At 62.9% G+C, this 19,722-nt stretch carries 22 protein-coding genes; 12 read left to right on the forward strand and 10 right to left on the reverse strand.

What is annotated here, in order from left to right; genetic code table 11:
- Window positions 1–100 precede the first annotated feature (100 nt).
- The gene (locus tag M5B96_RS12175) at window positions 101–898 is read left to right on the forward strand and encodes an acyl-CoA thioesterase (RefSeq protein WP_248796934.1); all 798 of its coding nucleotides are present in this window, start codon (window positions 101–103) and stop codon (window positions 896–898) included.
- 119 nt (window positions 899–1,017) lie between these two features.
- Here the strand turns inward: M5B96_RS12175 and M5B96_RS12180 are convergent, their stop codons facing one another.
- From M5B96_RS12180 to M5B96_RS12190, 3 genes are all read right to left on the reverse strand, one after another.
- Entirely contained in the window at window positions 1,018–1,257 is a 240-nt protein-coding gene (locus M5B96_RS12180; RefSeq protein WP_248796935.1) for a terminase, read from the reverse strand.
- Window positions 1,258–1,340: 83 nt separating this feature from the next.
- The gene (locus M5B96_RS12185) at window positions 1,341–2,819 is read right to left on the reverse strand and encodes a methyl-accepting chemotaxis protein (RefSeq protein WP_248796936.1); all 1,479 of its coding nucleotides are present in this window, start codon (window positions 2,817–2,819) and stop codon (window positions 1,341–1,343) included.
- A 97-nt stretch (window positions 2,820–2,916) separates the two neighbouring features.
- The gene (locus M5B96_RS12190; RefSeq protein ID WP_248796937.1) at window positions 2,917–3,723 is read right to left on the reverse strand and encodes a TatD family hydrolase; all 807 of its coding nucleotides are present in this window, start codon (window positions 3,721–3,723) and stop codon (window positions 2,917–2,919) included.
- Between the two features lie 236 nt (window positions 3,724–3,959).
- Between M5B96_RS12190 and M5B96_RS12195 the strand changes: the two genes are divergently transcribed.
- The 3 genes from M5B96_RS12195 to M5B96_RS12205 all read left to right on the forward strand — a co-directional run bounded on the left by M5B96_RS12195 (window position 3,960) and on the right by M5B96_RS12205 (window position 6,601).
- A complete protein-coding gene (locus M5B96_RS12195; protein WP_248796938.1) occupies window positions 3,960–5,384 on the forward strand; it encodes a transglycosylase SLT domain-containing protein in 1,425 nt (474 codons plus the stop codon).
- 101 nt (window positions 5,385–5,485) lie between these two features.
- The gene (locus M5B96_RS12200; RefSeq protein WP_248796939.1) at window positions 5,486–5,923 is read left to right on the forward strand and encodes a DoxX family protein; all 438 of its coding nucleotides are present in this window, start codon (window positions 5,486–5,488) and stop codon (window positions 5,921–5,923) included.
- Between the two features lie 369 nt (window positions 5,924–6,292).
- Complete coding sequence (locus M5B96_RS12205; RefSeq protein ID WP_248796940.1) at window positions 6,293–6,601, forward strand: class I SAM-dependent methyltransferase; 309 nt, start codon at window positions 6,293–6,295, stop codon at window positions 6,599–6,601.
- Window positions 6,602–6,619: 18 nt separating this feature from the next.
- Here M5B96_RS12205 and greB read toward each other — a convergent pair whose 3' ends face one another.
- From greB to M5B96_RS12220, 3 genes are read right to left on the reverse strand one after another with little or no spacing between them, the layout of a single operon-like run.
- Entirely contained in the window at window positions 6,620–7,117 is a 498-nt protein-coding gene (gene greB / locus M5B96_RS12210) for a transcription elongation factor GreB (RefSeq protein ID WP_248796941.1), read from the reverse strand.
- A 34-nt stretch (window positions 7,118–7,151) separates the two neighbouring features.
- The gene (locus tag M5B96_RS12215; protein WP_248796942.1) at window positions 7,152–9,656 is read right to left on the reverse strand and encodes an ABC transporter permease; all 2,505 of its coding nucleotides are present in this window, start codon (window positions 9,654–9,656) and stop codon (window positions 7,152–7,154) included.
- Complete coding sequence (locus M5B96_RS12220) at window positions 9,656–10,339, reverse strand: ABC transporter ATP-binding protein (RefSeq protein WP_248796943.1); 684 nt, start codon at window positions 10,337–10,339, stop codon at window positions 9,656–9,658. Before M5B96_RS12220 ends, M5B96_RS12215 begins: the two co-directional genes overlap by 1 nt.
- Before the next feature lie 10 nt (window positions 10,340–10,349).
- Between M5B96_RS12220 and M5B96_RS12225 the strand changes: the two genes are divergently transcribed.
- The 3 genes from M5B96_RS12225 (at window position 10,350) to M5B96_RS12235 (ending at window position 12,494) form a co-directional block, all read left to right on the forward strand.
- Entirely contained in the window at window positions 10,350–10,955 is a 606-nt protein-coding gene (locus M5B96_RS12225; RefSeq protein WP_248796944.1) for an arylesterase, read from the forward strand.
- A gap of 55 nt (window positions 10,956–11,010) precedes the next feature.
- Window positions 11,011–11,304 (forward strand): hypothetical protein, encoded by a 294-nt coding sequence (locus M5B96_RS12230; protein WP_191485136.1) that lies wholly within the window; start codon window positions 11,011–11,013, stop codon window positions 11,302–11,304.
- A gap of 224 nt (window positions 11,305–11,528) precedes the next feature.
- Window positions 11,529–12,494, forward strand: coding sequence for a L,D-transpeptidase family protein (locus M5B96_RS12235; protein WP_248796945.1), 966 nt, complete (start codon window positions 11,529–11,531; stop codon window positions 12,492–12,494).
- A gap of 128 nt (window positions 12,495–12,622) precedes the next feature.
- On the opposite strand, the gene M5B96_RS12240 is transcribed toward M5B96_RS12235, so the two are convergent.
- On the reverse strand, window positions 12,623–12,874 hold the full coding sequence (locus M5B96_RS12240; protein WP_248796946.1) for an Lpp/OprI family alanine-zipper lipoprotein: 252 nt from the start codon (window positions 12,872–12,874) through the stop codon (window positions 12,623–12,625).
- 684 nt (window positions 12,875–13,558) lie between these two features.
- Between M5B96_RS12240 and M5B96_RS12245 the strand changes: the two genes are divergently transcribed.
- Window positions 13,559–13,840 (forward strand): GNAT family N-acetyltransferase, encoded by a 282-nt coding sequence (locus tag M5B96_RS12245; RefSeq protein ID WP_040065473.1) that lies wholly within the window; start codon window positions 13,559–13,561, stop codon window positions 13,838–13,840.
- A gap of 63 nt (window positions 13,841–13,903) precedes the next feature.
- On the opposite strand, the gene M5B96_RS12250 is transcribed toward M5B96_RS12245, so the two are convergent.
- On the reverse strand, window positions 13,904–14,980 hold the full coding sequence (locus M5B96_RS12250; RefSeq protein ID WP_248796947.1) for a 3-deoxy-7-phosphoheptulonate synthase: 1,077 nt from the start codon (window positions 14,978–14,980) through the stop codon (window positions 13,904–13,906).
- Between the two features lie 129 nt (window positions 14,981–15,109).
- The gene (locus M5B96_RS12255; RefSeq protein ID WP_248796948.1) at window positions 15,110–15,556 is read right to left on the reverse strand and encodes a PilZ domain-containing protein; all 447 of its coding nucleotides are present in this window, start codon (window positions 15,554–15,556) and stop codon (window positions 15,110–15,112) included.
- Here M5B96_RS12255 and M5B96_RS12260 point away from each other — a divergent pair.
- The 4 genes from M5B96_RS12260 (at window position 15,555) to cysB (ending at window position 18,722) form a co-directional block, all read left to right on the forward strand.
- On the forward strand, window positions 15,555–15,941 hold the full coding sequence (locus tag M5B96_RS12260; RefSeq protein WP_248796949.1) for a thioredoxin family protein: 387 nt from the start codon (window positions 15,555–15,557) through the stop codon (window positions 15,939–15,941). The two genes, M5B96_RS12255 and M5B96_RS12260, sit on opposite strands and share 2 nt — an antisense overlap.
- Window positions 15,938–16,897: a putative 2-dehydropantoate 2-reductase gene (locus M5B96_RS12265; RefSeq protein WP_248796950.1), complete on the forward strand. Its 960-nt coding sequence runs from the start codon at window positions 15,938–15,940 to the stop codon at window positions 16,895–16,897. The genes M5B96_RS12260 and M5B96_RS12265 overlap by 4 nt, the downstream gene beginning before the upstream one ends.
- Window positions 16,898–17,134: 237 nt before the next feature.
- Window positions 17,135–17,635, forward strand: a complete 501-nt coding sequence (locus M5B96_RS12270; protein WP_248796951.1) for a universal stress protein — start codon at window positions 17,135–17,137, stop codon at window positions 17,633–17,635.
- Window positions 17,636–17,747: 112 nt separating this feature from the next.
- Window positions 17,748–18,722, forward strand: a complete 975-nt coding sequence (cysB, locus tag M5B96_RS12275) for an HTH-type transcriptional regulator CysB (protein ID WP_040065465.1) — start codon at window positions 17,748–17,750, stop codon at window positions 18,720–18,722.
- Between the two features lie 203 nt (window positions 18,723–18,925).
- Here the strand turns inward: cysB and M5B96_RS12280 are convergent, their stop codons facing one another.
- Window positions 18,926–19,660, reverse strand: coding sequence for a phosphoadenylyl-sulfate reductase (locus tag M5B96_RS12280; protein ID WP_248796952.1), 735 nt, complete (start codon window positions 19,658–19,660; stop codon window positions 18,926–18,928).
- Window positions 19,661–19,722: the final 62 nt, after the last annotated feature.

A 19,722-nucleotide genomic window follows, 5' to 3' on the forward strand; every position in this document is an offset into this window, starting at 1 on the left:
GGGGGCGGCCTGTTTGGCGGCTGCTTTGGCCGGTATGAGTGCTGTGTGACCTGGATGAGCTGGGTACTATTCGGCAGGACTTTTTTCAGCCGAGGTATGCATGCGCTTTTCAGATTTGCTCGAGGCGGTTCGTCGCGAACCCAAGGGGCTTTGCATTCCCGCCGAGTGGGGACAGGGGCGGGCCACTTTTGGCGGCCTGATGGTGGCGCTGCAATACGAAGCCATGCGCGCGCGGGTCCCGACCGGGCGGCCGGTGCGTTCGCTGGCGATCACGTTTGTCGGGCCGGCTGAGCCAGGGGTGCCGATCGATTTTGAAGTCGAGGTGCTGCGCGAGGGCAAGGCGGTCAGCCAGGTGCTCGGTCGGGCGGTGCAGAACGGCCAGGTGGTGACGCTGGTGCAGGGCAGCTTCGGCGCTTCCCGGGAGTCGGTGGTGGACGTGCCGGCCGAGCCGGCGCCGTCGCTCAAGCTTTGGGATGAATGTCCGGAGGCGCCCTATATCCCGGGGGTGATGCCGGAATTCGTGCGTCATCTGGCGATGCGCTGGGGCATTGGCGGCATGCCGTTTACCGGCAACAAATCCCGTGAGATGGGGGGCTGGGTACGTTTGCGTGGGGATGTCCGGCAAGAGCCGCTGACCGAGGCGCACCTGCTGGCGCTGGTGGATGCCTGGCCGCCGGCCGTGTTGTCGCACCTGAGTAAATTGGCGGCCGGCAGTACGTTGACCTGGACAGTCGAGTTCGTCCAGCCGTTGCTGGAACTCGATACCCTGGACTGGTGCCAGTACCGTGCGCTGATCGAACATGCCCGCGATGGCTATGGCCACGTGGCGGCGGCCTTGTGGAGCGCGGATGGGCGCTTGATTGCGTTGAGCCGGCAGACCGTTACCGTGTTTGGCTGAGGCCTGCGCCGGGTATTGTAGCGCCATCACCGGCAAGCCGGCTCCCACAGGTGCGGGGCCCGGCGATGAGGCCGGCAAGGCTTGCGTCAATCTCCAGCGCCTGCACAAGCGGCAGTGGCTCAGGCCTCCAACGCCAGGCTCCGGCTTTTGCCGCGCAGACTGAAGGCGGCCACCAGGCCGAGTACGCCAACGGCGAAGTTGGTCGGGTTCTGGGCGAACACGCCGGAACTCACCAGCAGGAAGGACAGCGTGAACAGGATCAGCGCCAGCAGTTGCATGCCTTCGCGGGTGCCATCGTTCGAAGCTTGCGGGGCAACCCGCCATTGCCAGGCGGGGAAGTTGGGGTGACGTTGGCCCATGATCGTGTCCTCTGTTCGCGTAGTCGGTGAACAGAGATTAATCCCGGCCAACCTCCGGCGCGAATCAACTCTTCCTATCGATCCTATAGTTTGAGCTGGCCAATCGCCTTGCTCAGCTCTCCCGCCAGCTTGGCCAGGTCATGACTGGTAGTGGCCGAGTCCACGGTCTGTTGCACGGTGTTCTCGGTCACGTCGCGGATGCTCACCACCGCCCGGTTCATTTCCTCCGCCACCTGGCTCTGCTGTTCGGCGGCCACGGCGATCTGGGTGTTGCTTTCACGCATCTGGGCCACCGCGCTGGTGATCTGCGCCAGCGCCTCCCCGGCTTCCTGGGCCTGCTGTACGCAGTCGTCGGCCTTGAACGAGCTTTCCTGCATAAAGTCCACGGCGTCGCGGGTGCCGGCCTGCAAAGCGGAGACCATGGTGGTGATTTCGTCGGTGGAGGTCTGCACCCGCTTGGCCAGGTTGCGCACCTCATCGGCGACCACCGCGAAACCGCGCCCCATTTCCCCGGCCCGGGCGGCTTCGATGGCCGCGTTCAGCGCCAGCAGGTTGGTTTGTTCGGCGATGCTGTGGATCACGCTGACCACGCTGTTGATTTTCTGACTGTCCTCGGCCAGTTGCTGGATCATCACGGCCGTCTGCTGCACGCCACTGGACAGCCCGGTGATGGACTGCTGGACGCGGCTGACCACCGCATGCCCACTGCCGGCCAGGTCGTCGGCGGTTTTCGACAGGTCACGGGTGGCGCCGGCGTGCTGGGCGATGTGATAGACCGTGGCCGACATCTCGTTGATGGCGGTGGCGGCCTGGTCGGTTTCGCTTTGCTGGCCGAGCATGCCGTGGCGTACGTCGTTCATGCTCGAAGCCAGGCGCGCGGCACCGACATCCAGTTGCGCCGCCGTGCGGGCCACCGTGCCGACCACCCGCTGATAGCCGGCTTGCATCGCATTAAAGGCGCTGGCCATTTGCCCGACTTCGTCCTTGCCGGCCAGGGGGACGCGGGCTGCAAGGTCGCCGGTCTTCTCCACGTGAAGCATCACGTCCTTGAGGGTATTGAGCTGGCTGAGCAGGAAGCGGATCAGCAACTGCGAGGCACAAAGCATCGCCAGCATCAGGATGAACACGGCCACCGCGTAGTTGGCGAAACGCTCGCTGAACACCTGGGCCAGGCTGGGCGCGTAGGCGAGCACGGCGACCTGTTGTTCGCCATGGCCGAGCACTTGCGCGCCGAGCAGCGGGTTGTCGCCGAACAGCGGCATATAGTCATAGTCGACCCAGCCCTTGGCGTCCTTCAGGCGCGGCAGCATCTGGCCCTTGAGGGTCGGTGTTTCGCCGGCCTTGAACGCCAGCAGGTTATCGGCCTCGGGCCAGGCCTTGCCTTCGGGCCAGGCGCCGAGCAGGCGGGCCTGGGCCTGGACCGCGCTCCGCGAGGCGTCGGTACGGGCCTGCTGTTCAAGCTGCACGGCGTACAACACCAGGAGCAGGGTGGTGACAAACGCGACCGCGTTCACGGCCCAGAACTTGTACTTCAGCGAGATGTTGCTAAGCCAGGCACGCATGGGGGTCTTCCCTGATAGAGCGGAAACAGTTTTTGGCAAGGTGCCATTATTGTGCCGCTACTTATGGAGGCGATTGTTGATATGTGTCAATAGCGCTTCAGTCGATGTTTGGCAAATTGAAAAATGCTCGGGCACAGGCGGTGGTATGCGCGGCCAGTTCCTCCTGGCTTTCGCCGCGGTGCAGGGCCACTTCGCGGAGCACTTCGCCCAGATAGGCCGGCTCGTTGCGCCCGTTCTTCGGCTTGGGCCGCAGGCTGCGCGGCAGCAGGTAGGGCGCGTCGCTTTCAAGCATCAGCCGGCTACGGGGGATCTCCCGCACCAGTGACTGCAGGTGTGTACCCCGGCGCTCATCGCAGATCCAGCCGGTGATACCGATATGCAGGTCGAGGTCGAGGTAGCTGAACAGCGCCTTCTGCTCGCCGGTGAAACAGTGCACCACGGCGGCGGGCAGGCGGTCGCGGTAGTCACGCAGGATCTCCAGTAGGCGGACGCTGGCGTCACGCTCGTGGAGGAACACCGGGCGCTGCAACTCCACGGCCAGGGCCAGGTGCTCCTCGAGGACTTTCTCCTGCTGCGGGCGCGGGGAGAAATCCCGGTTGAAATCCAGCCCGCACTCGCCGACCGCGCAGACGTTCGGCTCCATCAGCAGGGCTTTCAGACGAACGGCACTTTCGGCTGTCCAGTCACTGGCGGAGTGGGGGTGGATACCGGCGCTGGCGAACAGCCGCTGGCCGCTCCGATCCCGCTCCCGACAAAGCTCCAGCGCCTGTTCGCTGCCCGCCAGGCTGGTGCCTGTCACAACCAGTTGGCAGACTCCGGCGGCATAGGCACGATCGAGTATTTCCTGCTGTTTGCCGGCAAAACTGGGGTTGGTCAGGTTGACGCCGATATCGATGAGTTGCATGGTGCTACCTCAGGCCACAGGCCGAAAAGCATACCAGAGCTGTAGATTTATAATAAAAATCAAGAACTACAACGAGTTATGACTGTCTCTTAAAGCCGGAAGAAAACATCGGTTGGCATGACCTCGGTGCCGTACCCAGTCTTCCGCACTTTTCGCGTTGAAAAAACGCTCGATTTCAGTTGTTCGACTTCAGGCCACCTTGTCTGAGGCTGGGCAGTATTCTTTCCGGAGAACGGATGAAGAAGCGACCCTCGCTGTTGCTCCTGCTGTGCCTGTCCCTGCTGCTGCCGTTGCCGGCGCTTGCGCGGTTGGCCGGGCCGTTGGAAATCGTCCAGCCGGGCAAGGTTCGCGACCTCGCGGAGATTCGCGCCAGCCGGGTCTTGCGGGTGCTGGTCAACCAGAGCCGCAACAGCAGCGGCGAGGTCCAGGGCGAGACCATCGGTGTCGAATACCATCGGTTGCGCGCCTTTGAGCAGTTCCTCAACAGCCAGGCCCGGGACAATCAGGAAGTCACCCTGAAGATCATTCCCAAGGCCAAGGACCAACTGCTCGGTGCCTTGCAGCGCGGGGAGGGCGATCTGGTGGCGCCGGGAGAATTGCTCGAAGCCCAACCAGGCCACGCGGTGCTCGCCAGCGATCCGCTGGGCAGTACGGTGCCGTTGTTGCTGGTGGGGCTCAAGGGCGAAAAACGCTTTAGCCGCTTCGAGCAACTCTCCGCCCGGACCCTGGCCTTGACTCCCGGTAGCGCGGCGGGCGAGGCGGTCAACCAGATCAACCAGAAGCTGGCGTTGCGCAAGCTACCGCCGGTCAAGGTCGAATGGGTCGACCCGAGCCTGGCGCCGGAGGATGTGCTGGAGATGGTCCAGGGCGGGATCTTTCACCTGACCGTCGTCGAGCAGCCGATCGCCGAACGCTGGGCGCGGATCATGCCCAAGTTGCGTTTCGACAAGCAGGTGCTGGTCAGCGAGCCGGGGCAACTGCACTGGTTCGTGCGCGACAATGCCTCGATGCTGCGGGCGAGCATCGACCGCTTCCTCAAGACCTACAAGCCCCCGTCGGACCAGGACACGGCGTTTCTGCGCATCTATCGACGCCTGTACCAGGTGCATTACCCCTTGAGCCGCAGCGATCGGGCGAAGCTGGAAAAGCTGCGCCCGGTGCTGCAGCGTCATGCCCAGGCCCAAGGTCTCGACTGGCTGAACCTGGCGGCGCTGGCCTTCAAGGAGTCGGCCCTGAACCCCACTGCCCGGGGCGCCAGCGGCGCGACCGGGCTATTGCAGATCACCCCCTCGGCGGCGCAGCGGGTCGGCGTGAGCAATATCCAGAATGTCGATAACAATGTGCAGGCCGGGGCCAAGTACCTGGCGCTGATCCGGCGCAAGTTCTTTGCCAGCCCCAAGCTCAATGAGCGCGAGCGCATGGCCTTTGTCCTGGCGGCCTACAACATGGGCCCGGAGCGGGTCCAGGGCATGCGCGCCGAGGCCCGCCGCCGTGGCTTGAACCCCAACCAATGGTTCTTCCAGGTCGAGCGCATTGCCATGGAGCAGGTGGGGATGAATGCGGTGAACTATGTGAACAGCGTGAACAAGTACTACCTGGCGTTTGATCGGGAACGCGACTCCCTGGAGCCGAATGCTCGGAAACTGGCCTTGAGTAAATGATCAAATAAATCGATTTGTTTGTCGAGATTTTTGCGCTTTTTGTATTTTATAAACTGATTAATATGAGGCCCATCAACCCCTACGACGAAAAGGATTCACCCATGAGCACCTTGATCAACCGCGTTCTGAGCACCCGTGCCGGCTATGGCCTGACTGTCCTACGGATTTTCGTCGGGATCATCTTCGCCGCCCACGGTTCGCAGAAGCTTTTCGGCCTGTTCGGTGGCTACGGCCTGGCCGGGACGGCACAGTGGATGGAAAGCATCGGTCTGGCACCGGGTCATGTGATGGCCCTGCTGGCGGGCGGCACCGAGTTCTTCGGCGGCCTGGCCCTGATCATCGGCCTGTTGGCTCGTCCAGCCGCGCTGGGCTTGACCTTCACCCTGCTGGTGGCGATTTTTTCGGTGCATATCCACAACGGTCTGTTCATGGCCAACAACGGTTATGAGTTCGCCCTGGCCCTGTTGGGCGGCACGTTCGCGGTGATGCTCGAAGGCGCCGGCAAACTTTCGGCGGACGCGGCCATCGCCCGCTCATAGAATCTTGACGGTAACGCAGACCCTGTGGGAGCCGGCTTGCCGGCGATTGCGATGTCACATTCCCCGCCGTCATCGCTGGCAAGCCAGCTCCTACAGGGGGCACGGCGCTTTCAAGATGTTTGTTCCTTTCCAGATAACGAAAAAGCCCGTATTTTTGCGGGCTTTTTCGTTGTCGGGGATTCTTGACAGCGTGCTACCGGCTTCTCTAGGATTGATACATGCGCCGATTTAAACAGCTACTTGCGGGGCGCCAGGTGGGTCGAAAGACTACCGATAGAAGCCGGAGACAGGCTTCGAAATACCGCTAAAGCGCTGGTTCGGTGTTGCCTCACACCTGCCCGGCAGATCGTTGAGGCGGAGACACGCACTTTGAACAACCCACGCCCCGTTGTACGTCTTGCGCCGATTACGGCGAGCCTGCCTTTACGCAACCCTAAAATCCTCCTCGGCGGTCAACATCAGCCCACGCTGCTGCGTTATCTCGACGGCTGGCCACGGCGCAAGGGCCGTGCCTCGGCTTTCCTGATCCAGTTCGTCGAGGATGGTGATTCGCTGTCCCGCTTTGCCGATGACAGCTTCGACCTGGCGGTGATCCAGGCGCCGGATGCCGAGCACGCCGAAGCGCTGATCCGCCAACTGACCCGCGTGGCACGGCAGGGCTTGATCACACGGCGCTAGGCGGGTAGGCCAGCGGATTCAGGGATAGTCGATGGCGACGATGTATACCAACTGCTCGCCGGTGGGCGCCATGACCCGGATTTCCGCATCCAGCGCCTTGCCGATCAGGGCCCGGGCCAGTGGCGAATCGATGCTGATCAGGTTCTGCTTGAGGTCCAGTTCGTCCGGGCCGACGATGCGATAGCGCGACTCCTTGCCGTCCTCGTCCTCGATGGTGACCCAGGCGCCGAAATATACCTTGTTCAGGTCGCTGGGCCGTTCGCCGACCACTTTCAGGCTTTCCAGGCGCTTGGTCAGGAAGCGCACGCGGCTGTCGATTTCGCGCAGCATCTTCTTGCCGTAGGTGTATTCGGCATTCTCCGAGCGATCGCCCTGGGCCGCCGCCTCGCTCACCGACTGGGTGACCTGGGGGCGGCGCACATGCCACAGCTCGTGCAGCTCGGCGCGCATGCGGGCCTCGCCCTCGGGGGTGATCAGGGCGGTGCCGGCAGTGCGGGGTGGGCGGTAACGACTCATCTGCATCCCTTGGCGAATCAAGGCATTGAGTCTATCAGCCCTCGCGCAGCACTGTCAGTGGGCTGACATTCAGCGCCCGGCGGGTGCCGAACACGCCCGCGCCGCCAACCATCAGCGCGCCGATCAGCGGCAGCAGCAACAGCCACGGATGCAGGTGCCAGGGCAGGTCGAAGGCGAACCGATAGAGCACCCAGCTCACCAACTCCGCGCCGAGCGCCGCGAGCAGGCCGCTGGCCGCGCCGAGCAGGCCGAACTCGATCCGCCGGGCCTTGACCAGCAGTTTTCGTTCGGCCCCCAGTGCCCGTAGCAGCGCGCCTTGGCGAATGCGTTCGTCGAGTGTTGCCTGCAAGCCGGAGAACAGCACCGCCATGCCCGCCGCCAGGACGAACAGCAGCACATACTCCACGGCAATGGTCACCTGCGCCAGGATGCTGCGCAGTTGTTCCAGCAACGCTTCCACTTGCAGGATGGTCACCGCCGGGAAGGCCCGGGACAGTTCGACGATGTCCTTGTCGTGACCCGGGGCCAGGTAGAAGCTGGTGAGGTAGGTCGCCGGCAGGTCCTGCAGGGTGCCGGGCTGGAAGATCATGAAAAAGTTTGGCTGGAAGTTGTCCCAGTTGATGCTCCGCAGGCTGCTGACCACCGCCTCGCGGTTGACCCCGCCGACGCTGAACACCAGGTGATCGCCGAGCTTGAGTTTCAGGCTCAGGGCGACCTTGGCTTCCACCGAGACACCGGGGATGTCGCCAGTGGGCTTGTCCGGCCACCAGTTGCCTGCGGTCAGGATATTGCCCGGCGGCAGGTCGGCGGCCCAGGTCAGGCTGAGATCGCGCTGGGTCGCGCGGTCGCCGCCGGAGTCCTTGCTGACGATTTCCTGCACCGGGGTGCCGTTGATGCTGACCAGTCGGCCGGGCACCACCGGATAGATCGGTGCCGAGGTGGCCGCGAGCTGGATCAGGTGAGCGCGGAAACCGTCCTTGTCCGCCGGCAGGATATTCAGGGCGAAATAGTTCGGCGCGTTCTTCGGCAACTGGTTCTGCCAGGTGTCGAGCAACTCGCCACGCAGCAGGGCGATCAGCGCCATGGACAGCAGGATCAGGCCGAACGCCAGGGATTGTCCGGCCGCCGCCAGCGGGTAGCGCAGCAATTGGCCCAGGCCCAGGCGCCAGGGTAGTGAAGCCCTGGTCAGCAGTCGGCGCAGGCTTTGCAGTACCAGCAGCAACAGGCCACCGAGCAGCAGCGCGGCGATCACCCCGCCACCGAGCAGGGCGAAGGTCAGCAGCAGGTCCAGGCTCAGGCGCCACATGATCAGGCCCAACGCCAGCAAGGCCGCGCCGTAGACCAGCCAGGTACTGGCCGGGATCGGCAGCAGGTCACGGCGCAGGACCCGCAGCGGCGGCACCCGGCCGAGGGCGGCCAGGGGCGGCAGGGCGAACCCGGCCAGGGCTACCAGGCCGGTACCGACACCGGCGAGCGCCGGCATCAACCCGCCCGGCGGCACGTCGGCGGGCAGCAGGTCATGCAGCAGGGCGAACAGGCCCAGTTGGGCAAGCCAGCCGAGCAGGGCGCCGCTGACGCTGGCGAGCACGCCGAGCATTGCCAGTTGCAGGCTGAACAGGGTCATGGTTTCCCGGCGCGACAGGCCGAGGCAGCGCAGCAGGGCGCTGGCATCGAAGCGCCGGGCGGCGAAACGGCTGGCGCTGAGGGCCACGGCGACACCGGACAACAGCACCGCCACCAGGCTGGCCATATTCAGGTAACGCTCGGCCTTGCCCAGCGCGCCGCCGATCTGCTGGTTGCCGTCGCGGGCGTCGAGCAGGCGCTGGTTCGCCGCCAGGCCGGGCTTGATCAGCTCGCGATAGGTCGCCAGGGCGTTGGCCGAGCCGCGCCACAGCTCGCGGTAGTCGACCCGGCTGCCGGGCTGGACCACGCCGGTGGCGTCGAGGTCGGCGAGGTTGATCAGCACCCGTGGAGTCAGGCTGTAGAAATTGCCGGCGCGATCCGGCTCATAGGTCAGGACCCGGGCCAGGCGCAGGGTCTTCAGGCCGACATCGATGCTGTCGCCGATCTTCAGGTCCAGCGCGGTCAGCAGCCGCGCTTCGACCCAGGCTTCGCCGGGGGCCGGTCCGCCGCCGGCAGTCTCGGCGCCGAAGGTGGCGGCGGCGCTCTTGAGCTCGCCGCGCAGCGGGTAGTGTTCGTCCGCCGCCTTGATGCTCGACAGCTGGATGCCGTTGTCGGTGGCGATCACGCTGGAGAACTCGACCGCCCGTGCATGCGCCAGGCCCAGGTCGCGACCGGTCTGGATCTGCTCCGGGCGGGCGCTGGAAGTGCCGTCGAGTACCAGGTCGGCGGCGAGGAATTCGGTGGCCCGCAGCAGCATCGCGCCGTTCAGGCGCGCGCCGAAGTAGCCGATCGCGGTACTGGCCGCGACCGCCACCAGCAAGGCGAAGAACAGCACCCGCAGTTCCCCGGCGCGGGCGTCGCGCAGGAGCTGGCGAGTGGCGAGGCTGAACAGGCGCAACAGCGGCAGGCGTGCCATCAAGGCTCCAGGGGGCCGACCAGATGGCCGGCGTCAAGACGGATCAGGCGCCGGCAGCGATGGGCCAGGCGTTCGTCGTGGGTCACCAGCACCAGGGTGGTACCGCGTTCATGGTTCAGTTCGAACAGCAGGTCGCTGATGCGCTCGCCGGTATGGCTGTCGAGGTTGCCGGTGGGTTCGTCGGCGAACAGTACGTCCGGCTCGGCGGCGAAGGCCCGGGCGATGGCCACCCGTTGTTGCTCGCCACCGGACAGCTGGCGTGGCGAGTGCGTCAGGCGCTGGCCCAGGCCGACCCGCTCGAGCAGGTCGCGGGCGCGTTCGCGGGCATCGCCGCGACCGTCCAGCTCCAGGGGCAGCATGACGTTTTCCAGGGCGTTGAGGCTGTCCAGCAATTGGAAACTCTGGAACACGAAGCCGACATGTTCGGCGCGGATCCGCGCGCGCTGGTCTTCGTCCAGTGCGCTCAAGGCCTGCCCGGCCAGGGTGACTTCGCCGCCACTGGGCAGGTCGAGCCCGGCGAGCAGGCCCAGCAGGGTGGATTTGCCCGAGCCCGAGGCGCCGACGATGGCCAGGCTGTCACCCTTGTTCAATGTCAGGCTCAAAGGGTGCAGGATGGTCAGTTCACCTTCCGCGCTGGGAACCACTTTGCTAAGGTTCTGCGCGGTGAGAATACTTTCGCCCATGGAGAATCCGATGCGAGTGTGGTTTTTGAGTGCCGGCCTGGCCTTGATGTGCATGGCCCAGAACGCGGCGGCGGGTACAGTGCTGATCGTGGGCGATAGTATCAGCGCAGGTTTCGGCCTGGATACCCGCGTGGGCTGGGTTGCCCTGCTGGAAAAGCGCCTGAAGAGCGAGGGTTTTGCCGACCAGGTGGTCAATGCGTCCATCAGTGGCGACACCAGTGCGGGAGGCCAGGCGCGGCTGCCGGCGCTGCTTGCAGAGCACAAGCCGCAGGTGGTGGTGCTCGAATTGGGCGGCAACGATGGCCTGCGTGGGCAGTTGCCTACGCAATTGAAACAAAATCTTGCATCGATGATCGACAAGTCCCAGGCCATGGGGGCAAAAGTCCTGCTGCTCGGGATGCAGATTCCGCCCAACTACGGTCCGCGCTACACCCAGGCCTTTGCCCGGGTCTATGGTGAGCTGGCCGCGGAAAAAAACATCGCGCTGGTACCGTTTTTCCTCGAGGGTATCGGTGGCCATCCCGAGTTGATGCAGGCCGATGGGATTCACCCGGCGCCCGCAGGCCAGGGGATGTTGCTCGATAATGTCTGGCCGAGGCTCAAACCGCTGCTTTGAGCTTTTCTAGCGGCTGGCTTTCGGCTATGGTGGCGCCCCCGATTTGGAGCCCTCGATGCAGCGTCCCGCCTGGTCCTTGTTTGCCTACCAACTGATCGAACCCGACGAGCAGCTCGATCTGTTCGCCTGTCAGGAAGTGCGCGTGCACCTGGTCACCCGGCAGTTGGAGCTTGGCGGTTCGGCCGATCGGACGCTCTGCGGCACGCTGTTGCCGGCCCAGCCACGCTGGTCGGGGGTGGATCGCTCGATTTTTCGCGATCAGCGCCTGTGTCCCCTGTGTCGGGCGATTCTCGAATCGCAGAAGCGCGGTACGCCACCGATCTGGCCGGAACTGCGCTTCGAGTTGTAGGAGCGAGCTTGCTCGCGATGGTAGTCAGGGCAACGCGGGGAGGCAGGCTTTTCGCGTCAGCGTTGAGGTCCATCGCAAGCAAGCAAGCAAGCTCCTGCACCGGCAACCTGTACCGTAGCTGTCTCGTTACGATTGTCCCGGTGCACCGTCTCCCTTGCCGGCGCGGTGTCGGTGTACAATCGCTGTCTATTTACTCACGTCGATCTATGCGAAGGATGTCTCGGATGTTGTCGCGCTTTCCCGCCGTTACCCGTTGCCTGTCTGTTGCCGCCCTCTGTGTGGCAGGTCCCGTTTCGGCGCTGGAACTGCCGTTGCCTCCGCCCGGCGAGGATATCATCGGCCAGGTCCAGGTGATCAAGGCCAAGTACGAAGATACCTTCGCGGACCTCGGGACCACCTACGACCTGGGCTATTCGGAAATGGTCGCGGCCAACCCGGGCGTCGATGCCTGGTTGCCGGGCGCGGGGACCGATATCGTCCTGCCGACCCGCTTCATCCTGCCGCCGGGGCCGCGCGAAGGCATCGTGATCAACCTGGCAGAGTATCGCCTGTACTACTTCCCCAAGGGTCGCAACGTGGTCTACACCTTCCCGCTGGGGATCGGTCGCGAAGGCTGGGGCTCGCCGGTCGCGCACACTACCATTACCGCCAAGATACCGAATCCGACCTGGACCCCGCCGGCCTCGATCAAGGCCGAGCACGCGGCCGAGGGCGATCCCCTGCCCAACGTGGTGCCGGCCGGTCCGGACAACCCGCTGGGCCCGTTCAAATTCACCCTGGGCACGCCGGGCTACCTGATCCATGGTTCGAATATGAAGTTCGGTATCGGTACCCGGACCAGCCATGGCTGCTTCCGCATGTACAACAATAACGTGCTGGAGATGGCGGGCATGGTCCCGGTGGGCACTTCGGTGCGGATTATCAACGAGGCCTACAAGTTCGGCGTGAGCGGCGGCAAGGTGTTCCTCGAAGCCCATACGCCGCTGGACGACAATGGCAACCCTTCGGTGGTCGACAAGCACACCGCGGTGATCAATGCCCTGCTCAAGCGTGAAGACCTGGCGAAGAACCTGCGGGTCAATTGGGATGAGGTGCGTGACGTCGTAGCCGCCGAAGACGGCCTGCCGACGGAAATCGCCATACCGGGGGCACCGTCAATGGTGTCCAACGCGCCCGATCTACAGCAGTAGGCGTGGCTCTAACGACCCGCCTGGGCCTTGCGGCCCAGGCGGGTTTTTTATGCCTGGCGGATTTTTCCGGCGGGCACAAAAAAGCCGATCCACTAATGGATCGGCTTGATAACAACCCCGAAGGGTTATTACTTCTTGCTTGCTTTAGTGAGCATGCGCAGAGCGCGCTCATTAGCTTCGTCAGCAGTCTGTTGTGCTTTTTGAGCAGCAGCCAGAGCTTCATCAGCTTTGCGGTAAGCTTCGTCAGCACGAGCCTGGGCACGAGCAGAAGCGTCTTCAGTAGCAGTCAGACGAGCTTCGGTTTCTTTGGATGCGCTGCTGCAACCAGTGGCCAGAACGGCGGCCAGGGCCAGAGCAGAGAATTTCAGAACGTTGTTCATCGTGTTCCCCTTCAAGGACTTTCTATTAATAACCATCTCCCCAGAGTGGGGATATAGTCGGCATACATACTACCCATTACTTGTAGTAAGTAAACTGACGTAGCGCAAGAAGCAAAAAAAATTTTTGGAAGAGAATGTTTTCAGCTAAGTTTTCACGATTCTGTATAAAAAATGTGCAGCAAGCGGGCGCGATTCGGGCGCTTTGGACTAGTCAAATTTGCACTAGTGTGCCAGTCGGAGGGACTGTCCACTGCTCATACAAGCGTCACGTTAGTCGCGGCGAATGACTCTTTGCTTCTACCGCCAGCAGGGTGGGGAGGTATCTTTGCCAATTGAAAAGTGACTTTAAGAGGCACTGTTCGTCTTACAACATAACATTCCGGCAATCTTCAGCCGCTGTTCAGGTTTTCCAGCGATAGGGCCAGTTCGGTCGGGCTACCATGGGCCGGTCGGACCACATGACGAGCGTATCTTGAGCAGGGCAGGCAGGGCGCCTACTATCTGTGAGGTGCCCACTTGTTCGGGAGCTGTCGGCTCTTCTCGTTGTGCAACCAGGCACGGGGCGGCGTAGGATCTTTGTAGCTATTTGGCTGATGAAGCGATTTTTCGTATTGAGCCGGGTGGTTCCTTCGCCGGAAAAACATGTAAGGTAGGGTCAGAACCCAAGACCCGCGAGGAGTAGTGATGAGCGAGGCGTTGTCCATCCACCATGACCAGGCAGGTCATCAATTCGAGACCAATGTGGACGGTCATCGGGCCTACCTGACCTATATGGACCTGGGTAAGCAGACCCTGGATATCTATCGGACCTTCGTGCCCAACGCCTTGCGTGGCCGGGGTATTGCGGCGGCGCTGACTGAGCAGGCGCTGGCCTATGCCGATCAGATGGGGTACACGGTGATTCCTTCCTGTTCCTATGTCGAGCGTTACATGGAACGTCATCAGCGGCACGCCGCGAAGATCTGAGTCCAGCACACACACATGAAAACGCCGGGCAATGCCCGGCGTTTTTGTCTCTGTGTGCCGCGATCAGCCGCGCTGGCGCTTGGGCAGCACGTCCTTGAGCTTGGCATGCATGCTGCGCAAGGTTTTTTCGGTGGTGCTCCAGTCGATGCAGGCATCGGTGATCGACACGCCGTATTGCAGGTCGGCGAGGTCTTTGGGAATCGCCTGGCAACCCCAGTTCAGGTGGCTTTCGACCATCAGGCCGATAATCGACTGGTTGCCTTCGAGGATCTGGTTGGCGACGTTCTCCATCACCAGCGGTTGCAGGGCCGGGTCCTTGTTGGAGTTGGCGTGGCTGCAATCGACCATGATGTTGGCCTTGATCTTGGCCTTGGCCAGCGCCTGTTCACAGACTGCGACGCTGACCGAGTCGTAATTCGGCTTGCCGTTGCCGCCGCGCAGGACCACATGACCGTAGGCGTTGCCCTTGGTGGTGACGATGGATACGCCGCCTTCCTGGTTGATGCCGAGGAAGCGATGCGGGCTGGACACGGACTGCAAGGCGTTGATCGCCACGGTCAGGCCGCCGTCGGTGCCGTTCTTGAAACCCACGGCCGAGGACAGCCCCGAGGCCATTTCGCGGTGGGTCTGGGATTCGGTGGTGCGCGCGCCGATGGCCGACCAGCTGATCAGGTCCTGCAGGTACTGCGGCGAGATCGGGTCGAGCGCCTCGGTGGCGGTGGGCAGGCCCATTTCCGCGAGGTCGAGCAGCAACTGGCGACCGATGTGCAGGCCGTCCTGGATCTTGAAGGAGTCATCGAGGTAAGGGTCGTTGATCAGGCCTTTCCAGCCCACGGTGGTGCGCGGCTTCTCGAAGTACACGCGCATCACCAGGTACAGGCTGTCCGACACTTCGGCGGCCAGGGCCTTCAGGCGCTCGGCGTATTCGTGGGCAGCCTTGATGTCGTGGATCGAGCAAGGCCCGATCACCACGAACAGGCGGTGGTCGGTGCCATCGAGAATATTGCGGATCACCTCGCGACCCTTGGTCACGGTGCGCAGGGCAGCCTCGCTCAGGGGAATATCACGCTTGAGCTGATCGGGAGTGATCAGCGTCTCGTTGGAGGCGACGTTAAGGTCGTTGATCGGTAAATCAGCCATCGTGTTACTCGTCAGGTCACGGGTGCCGGCCGCCAGCGATCCCCGCGCGGCGGAGCGCAGCAGATTTAAGCGCGTCGGGGAGCCGAACCTTAGCGCGTTAGGCGGGGCGCGGGCAATGGCCTGGCCGGTTTAATCGAGCAAAGCCCGCACATAAGGTTGCTCCAGGCTGGCCCGGGAGAAGTCGCTGGCGTGTTGCCGAACCCATTCCTGGGCGATGACTTCGACATTTTGCCGATCTTCGCTTTGTCGCTCGCGTGTTCGCTGGTAGCGTTCGATCTGGCAGACCTGCTCACCCATGCGCGCGCCGAACAGGGTTTGCTCGTCGACAAAGGCAATGCCCACCCGGTAGCCGTGCTTGCGTTTCAGGCACCAGGCCACATAGCCGGGATAACAGGCGGCTTCGCCGAGGCTCGGAATGCGCATTTGCAGCGCCGAGCCCTTGCGCCAGCCACGGGCCGAGAGGCAGGAAACGCCACCCAGGCTGATGCTGTCGAGCCGGTGGCGGGAGATGCAGGAATGCTCAAGCAGGGTCAATGTGACGGGAATGTCATCGGGATGAGGAAGAAAGCGCACCATGAACAACGACTCCCTGCGTCGGTCAGTGGAAAAACTTTCCAACAGTATAGTGAAGAGCCTGGAGTTGACGGATTTTGATATCGACCGGAATCTATTGGACTTGCCAGGTGTTTCATTACTGATCTTCACCAGCGTCGGTTGTGCCTCCTGTCGGTTTGCCCGGGAGCTATTGCCGACCCTGGCCTTGCCGGTCGAACGCCTGTGCTGGATCGATGCGGGTGACAACGGTGGGGCGGTGCAGCGTTACGGGGTGTTTCATCTGCCCGCGCTGTTTGTGGTCAAGGACGGTGGTTTTCATGGAGCCGTGCGCTCGCGCCTGGCCGTGAACGAGCTTGCCGACGCGGTTCGGCAGGCCTTGAGTGTCGTACCAGAGGAGTTGCCATGACAGGTTCAGCGAGCAGGCCGCGTATCGGCATTATCGGTACCGGTGCGATCGGTGGGTATTACGGTGTGATGCTGGCGCGGGCCGGCTTCGACGTGCATTTCCTGCTGCGCAGCGAATTTTCGGCGGTGGCCGAGGATGGCTTGCGGATCGACAGCGCGGTGCACGGCCCCCTGCATTTGAAGAGCGTTCAGGCCTATGCCCAGGCCGCCGACATGCCGCCCTGCGACTGGCTGCTGGTGGGGGCCAAGGCCACCAGCAATGCCAGTCTCGCGCCGCTGATCGCCCAGGCCGCGGCGCCGGGGGCTAAGGTGCTGGTGCTGCAGAACGGCCTCGATGTGGAGGACGAGTTGCGCGGGCTGCTGCCCGAGTCCTTGCATCTGTTGGGTGGGCTGTGCTTTATCTGCGTACACCGTGCCGGTCCCGGGGTCATCGTGCACCAGGCCCTCGGCGCGGTGAATATCGGCTATCACAGTGGCCCGCTGCTGCAGGATGTGACGGCCCGCCAGGCCCTGGTCGAAGAGGGCGCCGGCTTGTTCCATGCGGCGGGCATCGAGTCCCAGGCGATGGCCAACCTGCAGCAGGCGCGCTGGCAGAAGCTGGTGTGGAACGTGCCTTACAACGGTCTGTCGGTGTTGCTGCGGGCCAGCACCACGCCGCTGATGAGCGATGACAACAGTCGTGAACTGGTCCAGGCGCTGATGGCCGAGGTGGTGCGGGGCGCCCAGGCCTGTGGTCACGAGCTGCCGGCCGGTTATGCCGGGCACCTGTTCAAGGTGACGGAAAAGATGCCGGACTACTGGCCGAGCATGTATCACGACTTCGTGCACAAGCGGGCCCTGGAGCTGGATGCCGTCTATGCCAGGCCGCTGGCCGCGGCGAGCGCCGCCGGTTGCGAGTTGCCGAAGATCCGCGCCCTGTATCAGGCCCTGGCGTTTATTGACGCGAACAATCGCTGAGAGATGATGCAGTCTTGTGACCGCCGGCTTGCCGGCGATTGCTATCTGGCAGTCAACTTGTTCGCCGGGTAAACCGTTATCGCCAGCAAGCTGGCTCCTACAGGTTTTGTCGGGTTTTCAGGAGTGTGCTCCTTCGGCGATGAGCAACGGGGCCGGCCCGACCAGTCGCGCTCCGAGGTCTTCGGGGCGCTGCTAAGCTCAACTGAACTCCGCCATTCTGGCAATCGAGGAGGCCCCATGATCCGTTCGATGTTGTATGCCACCGACCTCGGTCTGTATGCGCCTTATGTCATGCAGCATGCCTTGGAACTGGCGCGGACGTTCAAGGCCGATTTGTATGTGGTGCATGCGGTCGAGCCGATGGGCTTGTTCGCCGAATCGGTGTTGCAGAGCTACCTGGACGAGCAGGCATTGAACGAATTCCATAGCCAGGGTCTTAACACCGTGATGGCAACCATCGAGCAGCGGGTGCTCGACAGCTTTCGCGAGGAGTGCGCGGACGGGCTCCAGGACCTGAGCATGATCCAGTCGATCAAGGTGCTCCAGGGTGACCCCTCGCAGGTCATTCTCGAACAGGCCCGGACCCTTGCGGTGGACCTGTTGATCGTCGGCAGTCACAGCCATGGCGCGGCCGGTGAGGCGCACTTGGGACGCACCGCCGCACGGGTCCTGCAGTTGGCCCAGGTGCCGGTCTACCTGGTGCCGCTTCTGCAGCGCCGTCGCCATGGCGATATCTGAAGCGGAAAGTCAGCGATTTGACAAAAAAGTTCTAGATTTATTCTTCAAACCATTCATATAGTTATATATCGCCGCTGTTACCTGTGGCGTCTACCTGCTTTGAGGGATACATATGAAGCTTCAACAACTGCGCTACATCTGGGAAGTGGCGCACCACGACCTCAACGTTTCCGCCACCGCCCAAAGCCTTTACACCTCTCAGCCGGGTATCAGCAAACAGATCCGCCTGCTCGAAGACGAGCTGGGCGTCGAAGTCTTCGCCCGCAGCGGTAAACACCTGACCCGCGTCACGCCGGCTGGTGAACGTATCATCACCACGGCCGGCGAGATCCTGCGCAAGGTCGAGAGCATCAAGCAGATCGCCCAGGAATTTTCCAACGAGAAGAAAGGCACCCTGTCGATCGCCACCACTCACACCCAGGCGCGTTATGCCTTGCCGCCAGTGATCAGCAGCTTTATCAAGCAATACCCGGACGTGGCCCTGCACATGCACCAGGGTTCGCCGATGCAGATCGCCGAGATGGCCGCCGACGGTACCGTGGATTTCGCCATTGCCACCGAAGCCCTGGAGTTGTTCGGCGACCTGGTGATGATGCCGTGCTATCGCTGGAACCGCTGCGTGGTCGTACCCCAGGGGCACCCGCTGACCAAGCTGCCGAAGCTGACCCTGGAAACCCTGGCCGAGTACCCGATCGTCACCTACGTGTTCGGTTTCACCGGTCGTTCCAAGCTGGACGAGGCCTTCAGCCATCGCGGCCTGACCCCCAAGGTGGTGTTCACCGCGGCGGATGCCGACGTGATCAAGACCTATGTGCGCCTGGGCCTGGGTGTCGGTATCGTCGCCAAGATGGCGGTGGACCCGGTGCTCGACAAGGACCTGGTGGTGCTCGATGCCAGCGAGCTGTTCGAGTCCAGCGTGACCAAGATCGGTTTCCGCCGTGGCACCTTCCTGCGCGGTTTCATGTGCGACTTCATCGAGAAGTTTGCGCCGCACCTGACCCGTGAGGTCATGGCCAAGGCTATCCAGTGCCACAACAAGCAGGAGCTGGAAGAGTTGTTCGACGGTGTCGAACTGCCGGTGCACTGAGTTCCCGCGGACATGAAAAAGCCCCGACCGGTTCGGGGCTTTTTTGTGCGCGCTGTCAGGCACGTGTTCTCTCGAACGGCACATCAACTGTGGGAGCGGAGCTTGCCCGAGAATAGGCCCTTGAGGCCGTCAAAAGCTCCGCTCCCACAAGGTTGGGTCCCTTGTTCAGGATCTGCGTTCAGCCTGCCAGCCTCCAGGCAGCTTCAGATCTTGGCGATCAGGTTGCCCGAGTGCAGGCCGCATTCCTTCTGCGTGGCTTCTTCCCACCACCAGCGGCCTTCGCGCTCGTGCTGGTTCGGCAGCACCGGGCGGGTGCAGGGCTCGCAGCCGATGCTGATAAAGCCGCGTTCATGCAGGCTGTTGTAGGGCAGTTCGAGCATGCGGATATAACCCCAGATCTCTTCGCTGCTCATCTGCGCCAGCGGGTTGAACTTGTACAGGGTGCGTTCCGGGGTGGAGAAGGCGCTGTCGATTTCCAGCGCCGCCACCTGGCTGCGCGTGCCCGGGCTCTGGTCGCGACGCTGGCCGGTGGCCCAAGCGCTGACGCCGGACAACTTGCGGCGCAACGGCGCGATCTTGCGGATGCCGCAGCATTCGCCGTGGTTGTCCTTGTAGAAGCTGAACAGGCCCTTGGCCTTGACGAAAGGCTCGAGCTCATTGTGATCAGGGGAGATCAGCTCGATATCGATCTTGTAGTGCTCGCGTACCTGATCGATGAAACGATAGGTCTCCGGGTGCAGGCGACCGGTGTCGAGGCTGAAGACCTTGACGTTCTTGTTCAGTTTCCAGGCCATGTCCACCAGCACCACGTCTTCCGCGCCGCTGAAAGATATCCACAGGTCGTCGCCAAACTGGGCAAAAGCCAGCTTGAGGATGTCCTGGGCGGATTTGTTGGCGTATGTCGCGGCGAGTTCAGCGACGTCGAACGGTTGGCTCATCAGGCGGTTCCTACAGTCAGTGGCGCTTTGCGCTCGAATAGGCCAATAGTAACAAAATCCTT

The organism is Pseudomonas sp. MWU13-2105 (genome assembly GCF_023242315.1).
Lineage (GTDB): Bacteria > Pseudomonadota > Gammaproteobacteria > Pseudomonadales > Pseudomonadaceae > Aquipseudomonas.

Coding starts and splice junctions, on each gene's coding strand:
- M5B96_RS12175 (WP_248796934.1), top strand. CDS start 101: ATGCGCTTTTCAGATTTGCTCGAGGCGGTTCGTCGCGAACCCAAGGGG.
- M5B96_RS12180 (WP_248796935.1), bottom strand. CDS start 1,257: ATGGGCCAACGTCACCCCAACTTCCCCGCCTGGCAATGGCGGGTTGCC.
- M5B96_RS12185 (WP_248796936.1), bottom strand. CDS start 2,819: ATGCGTGCCTGGCTTAGCAACATCTCGCTGAAGTACAAGTTCTGGGCC.
- M5B96_RS12190 (WP_248796937.1), bottom strand. CDS start 3,723: ATGCAACTCATCGATATCGGCGTCAACCTGACCAACCCCAGTTTTGCC.
- M5B96_RS12195 (WP_248796938.1), top strand. CDS start 3,960: ATGAAGAAGCGACCCTCGCTGTTGCTCCTGCTGTGCCTGTCCCTGCTG.
- M5B96_RS12200 (WP_248796939.1), top strand. CDS start 5,486: ATGAGCACCTTGATCAACCGCGTTCTGAGCACCCGTGCCGGCTATGGC.
- greB (WP_248796941.1), bottom strand. CDS start 7,117: ATGAGTCGTTACCGCCCACCCCGCACTGCCGGCACCGCCCTGATCACC.
- M5B96_RS12215 (WP_248796942.1), bottom strand. CDS start 9,656: ATGGCACGCCTGCCGCTGTTGCGCCTGTTCAGCCTCGCCACTCGCCAG.
- M5B96_RS12220 (WP_248796943.1), bottom strand. CDS start 10,339: ATGGGCGAAAGTATTCTCACCGCGCAGAACCTTAGCAAAGTGGTTCCC.
- M5B96_RS12225 (WP_248796944.1), top strand. CDS start 10,350: ATGCGAGTGTGGTTTTTGAGTGCCGGCCTGGCCTTGATGTGCATGGCC.
- M5B96_RS12230 (WP_191485136.1), top strand. CDS start 11,011: ATGCAGCGTCCCGCCTGGTCCTTGTTTGCCTACCAACTGATCGAACCC.
- M5B96_RS12235 (WP_248796945.1), top strand. CDS start 11,529: ATGTTGTCGCGCTTTCCCGCCGTTACCCGTTGCCTGTCTGTTGCCGCC.
- M5B96_RS12240 (WP_248796946.1), bottom strand. CDS start 12,874: ATGAACAACGTTCTGAAATTCTCTGCTCTGGCCCTGGCCGCCGTTCTG.
- M5B96_RS12245 (WP_040065473.1), top strand. CDS start 13,559: ATGAGCGAGGCGTTGTCCATCCACCATGACCAGGCAGGTCATCAATTC.
- M5B96_RS12250 (WP_248796947.1), bottom strand. CDS start 14,980: ATGGCTGATTTACCGATCAACGACCTTAACGTCGCCTCCAACGAGACG.
- M5B96_RS12260 (WP_248796949.1), top strand. CDS start 15,555: ATGAACAACGACTCCCTGCGTCGGTCAGTGGAAAAACTTTCCAACAGT.
- M5B96_RS12255 (WP_248796948.1), bottom strand. CDS start 15,556: ATGGTGCGCTTTCTTCCTCATCCCGATGACATTCCCGTCACATTGACC.
- M5B96_RS12265 (WP_248796950.1), top strand. CDS start 15,938: ATGACAGGTTCAGCGAGCAGGCCGCGTATCGGCATTATCGGTACCGGT.
- M5B96_RS12270 (WP_248796951.1), top strand. CDS start 17,135: ATGATCCGTTCGATGTTGTATGCCACCGACCTCGGTCTGTATGCGCCT.
- cysB (WP_040065465.1), top strand. CDS start 17,748: ATGAAGCTTCAACAACTGCGCTACATCTGGGAAGTGGCGCACCACGAC.
- M5B96_RS12280 (WP_248796952.1), bottom strand. CDS start 19,660: ATGAGCCAACCGTTCGACGTCGCTGAACTCGCCGCGACATACGCCAAC.